This is a genomic window from Paenibacillus sp. P13VS, assembly GCF_015143645.1.
Lineage (GTDB): Bacteria > Bacillota > Bacilli > Paenibacillales > Paenibacillaceae > Paenibacillus > Paenibacillus xylanilyticus_A.
On sequence record NZ_WYEV01000004.1, the window covers coordinates 542284 to 555707 of the forward strand.

The following is a 13424-nucleotide window of genomic DNA, read 5'->3' on the forward strand; positions in this document are numbered from 1 at the left end:
CGTCTTGTCGGCTTCATTTAATAATATAAGCATATAATAAACCACTTATATAAGCAATGACGAATATAAGGTGTTTTGGTGCATCAAAAAGCTACTGCATCACGATTCGGATGCAGTAGCTCTAAATTCTTGATTATCCGCAGCAGGAATTTGATCCTGCTTTTTCCGTTTTCGAAGGTGAGCAGCAATCCGAAGATGCTCCCTTCACCTGAACCGGTTCACAGCAGCTGTCCGTGCTACTGGCACCTAGACTGCAAACTCCCGTCTCCGGCAGTTCCAGTTCTACTTTTTGTGCTGACTCCATATCTCCCACTAATGCAGCTACAATGGATCTGACTTGCTCATATCCCGTTGCCATTAAGAAAGTTGGCGCTCTTCCATAACTCTTGGCACCTACGATATAAAAGTCCTTTTCTGGTTGACGGAGTTCTTTTTCACCATGTGGTCGAACTGTACCGCAGCTGTGTACATTGGGGTCAATTAATGGCGCAAGTTCATAAACACATTCTAAGCTTGGGTCCGTTAATACCCGTACTTCTTGCACCATCGATAAGTCAGGACGAGAGCCTGTGTTACCTACAATTTCATCGATGTGATCAATAACCATTTGTTCATCTTTAATGGTTCCGGAAACCTGGATCTGTTCACCTTGTTTTTGAAGTTTTTCAATATGGAATGCCGTTAGGACCTTTACGGCACCGGATTCAACCACTTTTTGAATGCGAGTACCCAGTTCCCCCCTTGCCTGAAGCCCATCTAGTTCTCGTCCGCCATAAACATCCTCGATATTTGCTTTGCGAACAGCCCACACAATCTCAGTTCCTGATTCTTCTTTTTGAAGCTCTACAAGTTCAAGCAACGTGTTAATAGCAGAATGTCCGCTTCCTACAACAAGCACCTTCTTGCCGCTATATCGATTTCTCTCTTTTCCTAATACAGCAGGGATACCGTATGAAATGTTACTTTTAAGTGCTTTTTCCTCTTCTGAAAATATACCGTCTGAACGAAGAGGGTTGGGATTGGACCATGTACCCATGGCATCGATAACAGCCCGCGCTTCATAAATAAGTGAAGATCCGTTTTGTTCAACATGGATCACAAACGGCAGTTTCTCACGCCCATTTGTTTTCACTTTACTTAACCCTTTACGACTGATCGCAGTAACTTTCGTATTCAAATGCACATTTGGACTTAATTCAGGCAGCGCCGCCAAAGGTTTTAGATAATGCTCAACAATCTCCTTACCCGTTGGGATCTTTTCGTTTTGTGGAGCAACCCAATTCGTCTTTAGCAGCAACTCTTTAGCAGCTTTATCGATGTTATATTGCCATGGCGAGAACAGTCGTACATGTTCCCATTTTCGAATGTTTGCCCCCACTTCATCTCCAGCTTCAAACAACATAAACGACTCACCTTTTGAAATGAGTTGTGCGGCTGCAGCAAGACCAACCGGTCCAGCTCCAATGATCGCAACAGGTAATTTGCCCTTCTCTTGTACTGGTGCTTCGCAGCAGTTCACTTGGTTCACAGGAATATTTTTAATCATTTTAGTTTCCTCCTCATAATTGTTTGCATTTTGCAAGTATTTTATAAAATAAAGGGGATAAATATTATCCCAGTGGTGTACAGCATACGCTGGATTTCGCCATACTTTCGTTTAGCAGTTTGACGGCATTAATCACCATATCCCGTTCAAACTCAGACATATGTGAAAAGACTTCTTTTAAATAATCATTCATCTGTTCATCAATGACCGTAGCAACAAACTTCCCTTGTGCGGTTAAGGATAATATGTATATCCGTCGATCTTCAGGTAAGGGCGTTTTTTGAACCAAACCCAACTTTACGAGACTTTGAACCTGGCGGCTAAACGTCGTGATGTCAATGGAGAGTGCATCTGCCACCTGCTGAATGGATGGATTATGCTTACGATCAATTTCGTAAATAATATGACTTTGAACAAGTGAAATATCCAAGCCTCCTGCAGTGCAACAGTTTTTATCCAATAATCCAAAACGCCGTGTCATGATCTGAAACATCTCTCTTACGTTGTTTTCCAATGACCTCACCTCTTGTTATAGTTATACTCTTATTATTTGCAAAATGCAAATGTTTTTTTTATTTTCCTCTCCCCTTCCCATTTCAAATTACATTGTGATATATAAACATATACAAAAACAAAACACAGGAGTGATCAACATGGTGATTCTTCGGCAAGCTATTGAAAGCGATCTTAGAAGTATTCTAACTATCTATAACCAAGGTATTGAAGACCGAATTGCCACACTAGAAACCGAGTTAAAAGACGAATCATATATGTACGAATGGTTTAAAAAACACCAGGGACGCTACACCGTACTCGTCGCTGAAGCAAATAAAGTCGTTATTGGATGGGCGTCCATTAATGCATACAATCCCAGAAGTGCTTATGATGGGGTGGGTGACCTTTCAATCTATATTCATCGTGACCATCGCGGCAAGGGGATCGGCCAACAGTTGCTTCAGAAATTAGAGGACATCGGTAAGCAGAATAATTTTTATAAGTTTGTTCTTTTTACCTTCCCATTTAATACGCTAGGTCAGAGCTTATATCATAGAGCCGGATACCGAGAGGTAGGTGTATTCCAGAATCAAGGTTTATTAGAAGGGAATTTTGTAGATGTGATGGCAATGGAGAAATTATTATAAGCAATGGTCTGTATTATTGTTTAATGTTCAGTCGCAAATAGGACATTTTAATGGTGAAACTGTGGTGTTAGCAAAATTGTAAATTGGTTACGAATTACTCGGAAATTCAATTCATTCAACTAACTGCCCGTTAGTTGAACACAAAAGCAGCCAATGACTGATCAGCTGCTTAGTTGGTTTTATGAGCTATCGTGTGTTAGATTAACAGTCTAACCCAATTCGGTATATAATGTGCAAAGTATTGCCCCACCTTAGTTTGTTCTTTCATAACCAGAGTACTGACTTATCAGATTGATTTTAACGATACAGCTTATTCCACCCCTCATTATTTACTTTAGTTATATTACTATATATTGGAGCTGCAGTACGGCTCATATTCTAAAATACTAACTGTATGGGTTAAGAATCGCGAGTGTCTGATGATCTTCCCATTTCCCATTAATATGAACATTCTGTCGAGCAATGCCTTCTTTTTGAAAGCCAGCCTTCTCCAGCACTCGAATGGAAGCGATATTATGCGTCATTGCCCCTGCTTCTATTCGATGTAATTTCAATGTATTGAAGCCATAGTCAACGACTAACCGAACAGCCTCTGTTGTATAGCCTCTACCGTTACTTTTTTGATCTAAGTCGTATCCGATATATGCACTTTGAAGAGGGCCCCGCATCACGTGGAAAAGGCTTACTGTCCCCACTAACATATTATCGGTGTTTGTAAAGATTCCAAAATTATATGCTTGGTCATTTTTTCGATCTTCGGCCTGCTTTTCGATACGCTTGAGCTGTCCTTCCAGCGTATAAAAGTCGTCCGTGCGTGTCGGTGCGTAGCTTTCAAAAAAATCACGGTTTTCTATCTGTAACTGGAGCAGTCCAGCAGCATCATCGACGGAAATTTCCCTAATATGTATGTTGACGCTTCTCAAAGTAAGCCACTCCTCTTATATAAATTTATGTAAATGATCGAGCGTCGAGCTTCGCTGTTAATCTAGCAATAAAAGTAATGTAAATGATAGCATAGGTACTATTAAAACTCAAAAAAGTAACCTCGTCGAATCAAAAACGATCGTGCCCGTTAGTTGAACAAAAGCAGCCGATCACTTTGATCAGCTGCTTTCTTGTTTTATAGCGCTATCGTTTCCCGTTAGTTTAATGACCGTTTGCTGAACTTCTTTGGATAATACTAATCACAAAACAGCAAGACTCAATTTAATCAGAAAAGCGAAACCAGCATATTTATTTCATTATCGATCGATAAGATATTACCCCAGATCTTATCATTAAATACTCCATCTTCACTGATTAATTGGCTCTGCTGCAATGATAGATCTTTATATAGAGTAGATAGCTTTTTCAAAAGATCCATCTGCTCTGTTGAGAGTTTACTTTCTTTGAATGTTTCGTAAATATAGTCACTCGTATTCGGGCCGTTTAGCAGATGTTGATACTTGTTATCAAGCGCAACATATAAGGCATCGGATTCATAACCGTAAAGTGTAAGCAGGGAACGTATAAATTCGATATCAAGCTTATTATTTTCCACCGCGTAGGTCAACGTATCGCTTATTCGCAATTGAGTTTGCCATATTACTCCGTTCAATAAATATAAAGTTTGTGGATTATCGTTTTGTTTTTCCTTAATATTTTCTTGAACTACGTATACTACACCACAAATAATGATCAAAAGGCCTAGGATATATATGAGCTTTCTTTTCAAGTGAACACCCCGTTAAAATTTTGGTTAAATATAATGAAATTGCCTCCAATAACTGATAGTAACTAAAATTCATGACTATAATATGTCTCAATTTTTGGCGTTACAAAGAAGGCTAGTGATTTTCCAATATTACATAGGTATACTGCCTTAGCTTTAATAAACATTTTATTCGTACCATCTGTTTGCTCCTCAAAGAAGAAGTATGCCGCAGTACCTCCATCTAAGTCTGCGGAAGAGGTCACTCCTGCAGTTTTACTTGGAAGATCTGCTTTCTTGGCAATAGCACCGTTCCCTGTTGTACTCCTTATTTTGCGCTCAGCATACGCTTTCCAACTACTCAAGACATTCGAATCTATTGTCGTTGTAGTTACCCCTAATGTAGCGTTTTGATAAGCAGCCCAAGTGGTAGCCAGAAGGTTATAGGCTTTTTTCAAATAGCCTTTTAAAATTGGAATTTGTATAGCTTTAACTGGTGTGCTATCAAGGGGATAACTTAGATCTTTTCGATAATTGATTAGTAATGATGAGTTACCTGCACCGACAACGAACATGTCTAAGTAAGCCGTCATTACTTCTGTTCCATACATATTATCCTCTGTGGCTTTAAGATACTCTTCTACAGCAGGTGTGTTACTCCAAAGTCTTGTTTCGATCATGGAAGAACCATTTCCCGCTTGGGGTCTCTCTCTAGTGTATATATTGACGCCCAGAGTAGCATATTTTGCTGCCGGGAAACTACTTGGTGTGCCTGTAGCTGTTCCAGTTTTACCTATCGCCTGAGTCATAAATGATGTTTTATAGTTGAACGTACTCGCCGAGTCTATTTTAAGAGTTTCGGCGTGAGCCACTCCTGTCCAAAAATTGCTGTTGAATTTTGATGGTGTAGATGAAGCTACCTTTTGTTCATCAGAATTTTCCATATCCGAAATAATTTGATCTTTCAATTCCAAATAACTTGAGGGTACCTCTCCAAAAGCCAAGATGCCAACCCCATTGTCACTTTGTAATGTTCCATAGGTCTCTGTAACATAAACTTTCTCGGTCTGAGGATCAATGAACAGAGTAATCACCGTATCAATATCTATGTTTTTTTCATTTTTAGCCTCAGCAATAACAGGACCAAAATAGACAGTTTGATTATTTACGGTATATTTCGTTAGCTCTCCATCCATCAAAAACTTAAATTTTTCAATCGATTTAACTTTAAACTTACCTTCCCCAATAATATGTACTGAAGTTTCATCTATTTCATCAATAGAGAATTTTAACTTTGCAGATCCGTCTGTTTTATCGGAATTCTTGAAATCATCATTAAGATAATGTTCATTTCCTTCTTTTAGGGCATCACTCCATAAAAATGAGTCTGTTTCTTTTGGGTTTAATGCAAGCTCAATATTATACTTGTCATTCCCTTTTGCCATCGTGTAGAATGGTAGGCTCCCAAATATCATAGTAAAACAGCAAATCAAAATAAGTATTCTTTTAGGCATATCTTTTGCACTCTCCAATATGTAAATTTAGCCTATTAAACTTATCACATATAAGTATATGTTTTAATGTCCAATTAATGGTAAGACAATCAGGTGCCCCACTTGGAAATTAGGCTCCGGGTCATTAGACCTGAGTATTGGATAAAACAAAAAGATTCCTTTATTTAATGAGGGAAATCAAAGTTATACCCTTGAGCTTACAAAAGAAAATATCTCGCCCTACTTGTTAGACAGTTCACCCCATTGAACCTCATGATGCGCGATAAATCTGCTCCACCAGCACAAGTTGTATAAGCCTTTATAGGAGGTAAAATTGAAGAGACACTATATTCTAAATTCATCGTTTTTATTTGATGTTTATAAAAAATTGTGGCATTAAATATCTACAAATGCCAGGCAAACCTACCCGTTAGTTGAACAAAAGCAGCCGATCACTTTGACCGGCTGCTTTCTTTGTTTTATAACGCTATCGTTTCCCGTTAGTTTAATAAGATAGATGAACAAATTCCGGTTCTGAACCAGCTGATCCCCATACTTCTCCATCAACACTAAAACCACCACCACTCCATTGGAGTACATAACCTCCATTAAGCATGCCTTGTTCGAAACCTTCATAAAAATTGATCCAATCAAGGAATTCCCCGGCAGCAATTGTTCTAGCGAAATACAGATTACTGGTATCTAAGTGCGTTAAACTAACATTGACTTCATGGCTGCTATTGTTCTTCATTAGAAGTCTTATATGTACAAATTCCGGATCTACTGAAAAAGGTTGCTGTACAGTTGCTCCTCCAGAAGCAATGTAGTGGGAGGGTTTATTCTCTTCTTCGCTTAAAGAATTAGTAAGGGTTTTACTTGCCGACTTTCTTGATAGTTCACCAGACTTTGGATTAGATATATTCTCTTGAGCTGGACTTGATGAATCACAGGCAGTTACGGTCGCTATTACTAAAGTTAAAGATGAAACAGCAAAAATAAGACCCTTTTTATTCACAGTTTAATCCCTCGTATCCCTTAATTAGTTATTGTAAAACCTATAAAATAAATGTTTCTCGTTATTAACAACGCCTAACAATCAACAAAGTTACATCTGTATTTACAATATGACATTGAACCTGCCCGTTAGCTTAACGAAAAAAAGCCGACTAATTAGCCGGCTACATATTTGATAGAGTAGAAACGTTTGAACGAGAACTCACAGCAACTTGTATGCCTCTAATTTCGACTCGTGGCACACGGATGCTGTCAATTGCGTTCCAAAATAACAAATAACAACGGACATTAAGCTATTTCCGGGGACATACTGCTCGGAAAAGATTCATCATATAGATTCATCTCATTCATGATGGTGTTCGCCGTGATGGTGATCATGGCTGTGGCGGCTTGCGAGTTCGTTCAGCTCATCCACATATGTAACAGAGAGCTCGGCATAGAGCACCCCTTTTTGCACCTGAATCTGTTGATGCAGATGGCGCAAGCGTCCGAGGTTCCCCCTTACGGCGATAACCTCCAGGCATTGGTCATGGTTCAGATGTACGTGCATGTTGGAGATAATGTCATGATGTGCCTGATGCTGCAGTTCCATTAACCGGACCGGCAGATCACTGATATGGTGGTCATAGACCATGACAATCGTTCCTGCCACATCCTGCTCGGACCGCAGACGGGAAGGCTCCAGCAATGTTTTGCGAACCAGATCACGAAACGCCTCAGACCGACTCTTATACCCCCGCTCTTCGATATATTCATCAAACTGTTCAATCAGCGGAGTAGGGAATGCCACGCCGAATCGGGTCAAATCTTCTTTATCAGCCATTCATAGCCTCCTGCACATCGTTTACACCTGAGTGTACCATAGTCCGGCCGCTTCATCGACGATGCTTCTGCAAAAATCGGACAGCCTCCTCCAGCGCCCTTTTCCCGCCACCCGTTCGAAGTTGAAATTGATAGTCATGTCCCAGCTTTTCTGTAGAAGCGGTAAAAAACAGCGTTTCCGTTTCAACATCCAGTCGTTTCAGCGTCTGTGCCAGTTCAACTGATTGCCCGGTTAACGGGTCATGATTGCCTGAAGTAATAAATGAAGGCGGATAGTTCGGCGTAACCTGCAGCACGGTCGACATCTCATCCAGACGGGGAAATTCCTCAAAAGCCTTGACCCCCGTATAAGACCAGAGGAATGTCCGGATAAAAGGAAACCCGCTCTCACCAACGGTACTCATGTTATAAGGGCCACAGTATAGAAGGACACCTCGCAGCGCTTCCGGTTGAATCGAGGGTTGTATGTTCATTATCTGAGCAAGGGCCTGATTGGTTACCACTGCTGCGGTCTGACTGGCAATCTGAGCACCCGCGGAATTGCCTGCGAGAAAAATATTATGGGGATCTCCCTTAAATTCGGCGGCATGATTCTGGATATAAGTCAGAGCCTGATTGGTTTGGAACACAGGCGTCGGATATGTAGCATCTGGTGCAAGTGCATAGTTCATACTGACGACCACGAACCCCCGCTCAGCCAACTGCATCGCATAGTCGGCTATGTCTTTTTTGTCACCCAGGACCCAACCGCCCCCATGCACCCACAAGACAACAGGCAGCAATTCAGTTGCTGCTGACGGATAGTAGATATCCATCGTACTGTTGCTGCGTCCCCCTTCGATGTAGGCAACGTCCTTTAGATGACTTACTCCTTCAGCCATAACAACATCTGAATCAGATGGAGCAAGCTTGATTAGTGTTTTTAAAAAGAAAATAGGAATTTTGGGTGTAATCTGTGCGCCGATATAAAGAGTTAATATAGTTACCATTACGATCACGCCCGGAATCCAATACAACCTGCGTCTGTACCACGGCCTCGCCGTACCTTCGGTGTTTAACTTTAACTGCAACAGGGTCACCTCTGATCATTCGTCTGTCTGCATCTAAAGTGGTGTACGCCTGGGGTACTGGCAGGGTTTCCATTTATTATGACTTCTTGGCCAGTTCTTTTTTCACTTTCAGGTAGGTATCCGCAACTTTTTGCTCCAATGTGTAGATATTTTGTTTGGAGCCCGCCCACTTCTCCGCAGCAGAAGAGAGCTGATTCAATGAACTCATTACACGTGAAGGCTGGCCGTCTTTGATATTCTGTTTGAACAATTTCAATGCGTTCGTATATCGCTCTTTGGACAGGCTTGCCTGTTTTTTGGCGGTTTGGATCTGTTTCTTGAACGGGTCAGCAGCCGCAAGCATGGTACGCAGACGCTTATCCTCTGTACTTTTGCGTTTACGGGCATCGGCCAGCTGCTGTTTCTTGATGCGAATGTCTGCCTTCGCCAGCTGTACAGCCGGTTTCAGCGTGTCTGCCTGAGCACGGAGCGCGGCAGTCCAATCCTTGTTCTTGGCAGCTCTGGCTGCAGCAAGCTGCTTGTTGACCGCCGTATACAATGTAAACATCGGCTCATACCGGGTTTGGGTACGCTTCAGCGTATCAGCCAGTGCAGCCAGCTTCGCTTCATCGGTTTTTCGTATTTCCTGACGAAGCCTGGCTACCTCAGCTGTATTCGCTGCATGAAGGGTTTTGGTTTTCTGCTCCCAGCTCTGCTCCTGCGCTGTCCATGTGCCCACTTTTTGATACGTTTGCTGAAGAGAAGCTTTCGTTTGGGCGTCTGCCTTCTTAAGCAAGGCATCCCACGACTTCTGGGCGGTTACACCAAGATCCGGGCCAGCCGCCTCGGCAGCTGACGTAAAAAAATGCATGGAACCTAAGCTGGCTACCAGAAGCAGCGCGATGCATAATCGAGCGATTAAGCCTCTCCCCATTCTGCCACTTACGCTGCCGGAACTCGCAGCGCCATCCTTAGTGTGGTGATCTTCCACCATGTTCATTGAACCTTCCTCCTCGTTTACTCAAAATGTAGTGCAACCTTCCTCATTCTCAGTTGATCCAAGGTGAATCGGCCGAAAGAAAACACAAAAAAAGCACCCGCAAAATCAGACTATTGCCTGATTCTACGGGTGCTTCCCTTATTAACCGTTCCCTGTATGATTCGCGGTTATATCTTAATCTGGAGCGAATCTCAACCTTTTCAAATATATTCCAATACAATCGTTTCGTCAAGCAAGCCTCATGGGCTACATATTCGGCAGCGGGAGAACCCTTCCCGCTCACCATTCGATCTACTTTTCGGACAAAATGGCTTTCATCTCTTCGGTCAAATCTTCTTCCTTCAACATCATATAGATGTTTTCCCCACGTATGGCATTCAGCTTGATCTGATAAACGGTGGCTTTTTCCGTCCGCTCTCCTGATCGCTGACGTTCTAACAGGTCGCTAATCATTTTTTTGTTTTTAGTTGCGACCTGCTTGCTGCTGCCCAGACTTCCATCAATATATTCCGGCTGAGCAAATACCCACTGAGGATTACCCGGACTGTTGATCTCCTGCTTCACGAACTGCGCCGAAGCAATTTCGTCTGCCGTGACAAGCAGTTGATCATATAATTTGTTTTCTTTCAGCCACCCGATTACCCGGTCATAGCTCGGTTTAATTTCGTAGTTCCACATTTCCCTCGGTTGATATGGATCCTTGGAATCAGATTCCTGATTTAATTCCGCATATGCAAACGACTGCCATGGAGAACGTTGCTCCTCATAGGTTTGATCCAGAATATCCTGCTTCAACAGTTCCTTGAACTCCCGAACCTGATCAGGACTGCCAATATAAATTTTACGATACGAACTGATGGTGGAACGGATACCAATACTGAGGATATCCTCGTCCAGTTTGTACGTATCATAGGCTACCTTTTTATAATCCTCCAACTGTTTCAAGGCCATTAATTCCTGCCGGAATTCAGTTTCGGGAATTTGGTATTTCCGCTTCTTGACCTTGCCGTTATTAAGCTTATAGCTGATATACACGTACTCGTCATAATCCTCATTCGGATTTACCGGGTCTTGCAAAGGCAGATCGGAATTGATAATTTTCTGATGAAGGGCAAGTACTGCCTCCACAAATTCAGGATTATCCGAGTAAAATGGATGATCATCCATTTTCTGATTCACTCCGTTAACGTAAGTGTAACGATCTCCTCCAAGCTTAATGCTTTGGACATCATTCACTTCCGGCACTCTGCTAGCATAACCGTTCCATTCTGCGACAGGCACGTACAGAATTAACCCGGACAAAAGGCCATATAGGGCCAGCTTGGGCAGTAGTCTGACGTTCCAGATCAGCCACGTTTTGCGAATAATCATCTCGGCCACAATGTAACCGACAATGCCGCCTAGAACATATCCGAAGATGGTCCACCCGGTGGATCCTGGCGGTGCAATTATAGTGAAGTAGGCTCCACCAATTAAAACCAGCGTAAACATCAAACCAAAGCGAAATATTGGTTTTACAAGAGTAAACGTAATCGCCTGGGTAGCGGATTCCACTTTACGCTTAGCGTAAAGTACGTAAGACAGTGGGATGAACAGGATGGCCAAAGCTGCGTAGATAACGAGTTCCGTGCCGATCACCGGATAGTTCCTAATAGAAGCCATCCGAAGGACCAGAGATATTTTCTCTGCGTAGCTGTTCATGTCACCATATGGATATCCAAACAGATAATGCTGCAGGTGCAGTGTAAAGATAAACCAGAACACCACAGGCAATAACAGGATGGCATAAACCGTTAGTCCCTGCAGTACAGATTGGCCGATGCACATGCCCACAGCTACAGTCAGCATAAACATAAAGAGTGAATAAATGCTCATGCTGAGGCCCCACATCCAGATCTCACTGCCGTCAAAGATAAAGGCCATACGATCATGCACAGCCCACACCCAACCTGTAATCGCCGTGGTAAGCCAGATCGGGATCAGGATCATTCCGAAGCCGGAGAGCAGATTGACCGTTAACAGATGTTTGCGCTTCAGTGGCAAACCGTGGAACAAGTCCGACGGCGCCCCGGATTGCATATAACGGAATAAGAAAATGCCCATCGCCACCGGGAACGTGATCGCAAACAAAATATGGGTTTCCCCATTTGCCTGAAACAAGCTGGTAATTTGCTGCGTTACACCACCTCTATGCTCTGTTGCAATGTAGAGCGGAAGCGAAAATAGCAATGTGAGCAGAAATAGTATTCCGAGCCAACCGTGCTGCCTGAAATTTTGGAACAGGATGCCCCGGTTACAGAATAATCGGTTGAATATCATACCCTGCATCCTCCATTTCATAAATAAATATTTCTTCCAGCGTCAGCGGCAGCACGTCCAGGAGATAAGGATTCAAGGCCCGGAACCGTTCCGTCACTTCCTCGCGACTGCCTTTGACAATGTACAGCGAGACACTCCCCCGCATCTCTTCATGTAGAATATTCAGCTCATCCATCGCCTTGGCATCGTCAGGATGACGGAAAGCCACCTGAATCTTATGGGTATCAGCCTTCAGATCATCGAGATCCTTCTCTACAATAATGCGGCCCTTGTGCATAATGGCGACGTGGTCACACAGATCTTCGATTTCGCGCAAGTTATGGGACGAAATAATAATGGTCACCTGACGCTCAGCGGCTTCCTGGAACAGCAAATTTTTGATCTGCTGCCGCATCACCGGATCAAGGCCGTCAATCGGCTCATCCATGAGCAGCACTTCCGGCATGCAGCTCAGCCCAAGCCATACAGCTGCCTGCCTGCGCATGCCTTTGGACATGCGATGCAGCTTGCGTTTTACATCGAGCTTGAACACCGTGGCCAGTTGTGCGAATCGCTCCTCATTCCAGCGCGGATACACGGAGCGATAGAAGGCCGCCATCTGGGCAATGGAGGACTGCGGGAAAAAGTACGGCGCATCTGCCATGAAAATCGTGCGGCCTTTGAGATCCATATTTTCATAAATCTCGGCTCCATCAATGCGAACGGTCCCGCTGTCCTGACGATAAATGCCCGCCATGATTTTGAGCAGCGATGTCTTACCTGCCCCGTTGGAGCCAAGCAAACCGTAGATGGATCCTTTATGTATGTGCATCGTAACGCCATCCACCGCTTTTTCATGTTCAAACGCTTTAATCACCTGATTCAGCTCAATCATTCGGCTCCCCCTTTTCGATACGGGCCATCGCTTCCTGGAACAAAAGCGTCATATCCGACTTGGTTAAACCGGAGTACGTCGCTTCTGCAATCAGCTTCACCAGTGCCGCTCTAATCTCATCTCTCATGGCTGCATTCGGATGTTCCACAGACGATGATACGAAGCTCCCTTTTCCCTGCAAAGAGTAGATATACCCTTCGCGTTCAAGCTCCCGATATGCCTTCTGAATTGTATTCGGATTGACGGTCAGCTGCGCTGACAGTGTGCGAACCGAAGGAAGCTGCTCATCAGGTTGGAGAACACCGTATACGATCATTTCCTTGATCTTGTCCACTAGCTGTTCGTAGATCGCCTTACGGCTGCGTACATCTAATTCGAACATCCCGCACCTCCTCTCCCCAAAAATAATGTAATACCCCATAAGCGAATTGAATGACTGTATATGAAGTGTATGCTTTCTAACACCAGGTGTATT

Annotated in this window: 13 protein-coding genes; 1 reads left to right on the plus strand and 12 read right to left on the minus strand. The window is 43.2% G+C overall.

Annotated elements, in window-relative coordinates:
- Nucleotides 1-133: 133 nt before the first annotated feature.
- Together GUA98_RS12265 and GUA98_RS12270 are read right to left on the minus strand one after the other, a co-directional pair.
- A complete protein-coding gene (locus tag GUA98_RS12265; protein WP_193723172.1) occupies nucleotides 134-1546 on the minus strand; it encodes an NAD(P)-binding domain-containing protein in 1413 nt (470 codons plus the stop codon).
- 64 nt (nucleotides 1547-1610) lie between these two features.
- On the minus strand, nucleotides 1611-2039 hold the full coding sequence (locus GUA98_RS12270) for a MarR family winged helix-turn-helix transcriptional regulator (protein WP_153980572.1): 429 nt from the start codon (nucleotides 2037-2039) through the stop codon (nucleotides 1611-1613).
- A gap of 154 nt (nucleotides 2040-2193) precedes the next feature.
- Between GUA98_RS12270 and GUA98_RS12275 the strand changes: the two genes are divergently transcribed.
- Nucleotides 2194-2688 (plus strand): arsinothricin resistance N-acetyltransferase ArsN1 family A, encoded by a 495-nt coding sequence (locus GUA98_RS12275; protein ID WP_153980571.1) that lies wholly within the window; start codon nucleotides 2194-2196, stop codon nucleotides 2686-2688.
- A gap of 386 nt (nucleotides 2689-3074) precedes the next feature.
- Here the strand turns inward: GUA98_RS12275 and GUA98_RS12280 are convergent, their stop codons facing one another.
- The 10 genes from GUA98_RS12280 to GUA98_RS12325 form a co-directional block, all read right to left on the minus strand.
- Nucleotides 3075-3611 (minus strand): GNAT family N-acetyltransferase, encoded by a 537-nt coding sequence (locus GUA98_RS12280; RefSeq protein ID WP_193723173.1) that lies wholly within the window; start codon nucleotides 3609-3611, stop codon nucleotides 3075-3077.
- Between the two features lie 287 nt (nucleotides 3612-3898).
- Nucleotides 3899-4402 (minus strand): hypothetical protein, encoded by a 504-nt coding sequence (locus GUA98_RS12285; RefSeq protein WP_153977149.1) that lies wholly within the window; start codon nucleotides 4400-4402, stop codon nucleotides 3899-3901.
- Between the two features lie 62 nt (nucleotides 4403-4464).
- Nucleotides 4465-5892, minus strand: coding sequence for a hypothetical protein (locus tag GUA98_RS12290; protein WP_193723174.1), 1428 nt, complete (start codon nucleotides 5890-5892; stop codon nucleotides 4465-4467).
- A gap of 484 nt (nucleotides 5893-6376) precedes the next feature.
- Nucleotides 6377-6886, minus strand: coding sequence for a pilus assembly protein (locus GUA98_RS29550; protein ID WP_227779593.1), 510 nt, complete (start codon nucleotides 6884-6886; stop codon nucleotides 6377-6379).
- 342 nt (nucleotides 6887-7228) lie between these two features.
- The gene (gene nikR, locus GUA98_RS12300; protein WP_193723175.1) at nucleotides 7229-7708 is read right to left on the minus strand and encodes a nickel-responsive transcriptional regulator NikR; all 480 of its coding nucleotides are present in this window, start codon (nucleotides 7706-7708) and stop codon (nucleotides 7229-7231) included.
- A gap of 52 nt (nucleotides 7709-7760) precedes the next feature.
- Complete coding sequence (locus GUA98_RS12305; RefSeq protein WP_193723176.1) at nucleotides 7761-8777, minus strand: alpha/beta hydrolase; 1017 nt, start codon at nucleotides 8775-8777, stop codon at nucleotides 7761-7763.
- A gap of 76 nt (nucleotides 8778-8853) precedes the next feature.
- Nucleotides 8854-9756 carry a hypothetical protein gene (locus GUA98_RS12310; protein ID WP_153977144.1) on the minus strand — a complete coding sequence of 301 codons (903 nt, stop codon included), beginning with the start codon at nucleotides 9754-9756 and terminating at the stop codon, nucleotides 8854-8856.
- A 291-nt stretch (nucleotides 9757-10047) separates the two neighbouring features.
- On the minus strand, nucleotides 10048-12075 hold the full coding sequence (locus tag GUA98_RS12315; protein ID WP_193723177.1) for a hypothetical protein: 2028 nt from the start codon (nucleotides 12073-12075) through the stop codon (nucleotides 10048-10050).
- Entirely contained in the window at nucleotides 12050-12949 is a 900-nt protein-coding gene (locus tag GUA98_RS12320; RefSeq protein ID WP_153977142.1) for an ABC transporter ATP-binding protein, read from the minus strand. The genes GUA98_RS12315 and GUA98_RS12320 overlap by 26 nt, the downstream gene beginning before the upstream one ends.
- Entirely contained in the window at nucleotides 12942-13331 is a 390-nt protein-coding gene (locus tag GUA98_RS12325) for a GntR family transcriptional regulator (protein WP_153977141.1), read from the minus strand. The genes GUA98_RS12320 and GUA98_RS12325 overlap by 8 nt, the downstream gene beginning before the upstream one ends.
- Nucleotides 13332-13424 lie beyond the last annotated feature (93 nt).

What these genes read in the sequence shown, in the direction of transcription:
- GUA98_RS12315 (WP_193723177.1), bottom strand. Translation starts at nt 12,075, where the DNA reads ATGATATTCAACCGATTATTCTGTAACCGGGGCATCCTGTTCCAAAAT.
- nikR (WP_193723175.1), bottom strand. Translation starts at nt 7,708, where the DNA reads ATGGCTGATAAAGAAGATTTGACCCGATTCGGCGTGGCATTCCCTACT.
- GUA98_RS12325 (WP_153977141.1), bottom strand. Translation starts at nt 13,331, where the DNA reads ATGTTCGAATTAGATGTACGCAGCCGTAAGGCGATCTACGAACAGCTA.
- GUA98_RS12270 (WP_153980572.1), bottom strand. Translation starts at nt 2,039, where the DNA reads ATGTTTCAGATCATGACACGGCGTTTTGGATTATTGGATAAAAACTGT.
- GUA98_RS12320 (WP_153977142.1), bottom strand. Translation starts at nt 12,949, where the DNA reads ATGATTGAGCTGAATCAGGTGATTAAAGCGTTTGAACATGAAAAAGCG.
- GUA98_RS12265 (WP_193723172.1), bottom strand. Translation starts at nt 1,546, where the DNA reads ATGATTAAAAATATTCCTGTGAACCAAGTGAACTGCTGCGAAGCACCA.
- GUA98_RS12310 (WP_153977144.1), bottom strand. Translation starts at nt 9,756, where the DNA reads ATGAACATGGTGGAAGATCACCACACTAAGGATGGCGCTGCGAGTTCC.
- GUA98_RS12290 (WP_193723174.1), bottom strand. Translation starts at nt 5,892, where the DNA reads ATGCCTAAAAGAATACTTATTTTGATTTGCTGTTTTACTATGATATTT.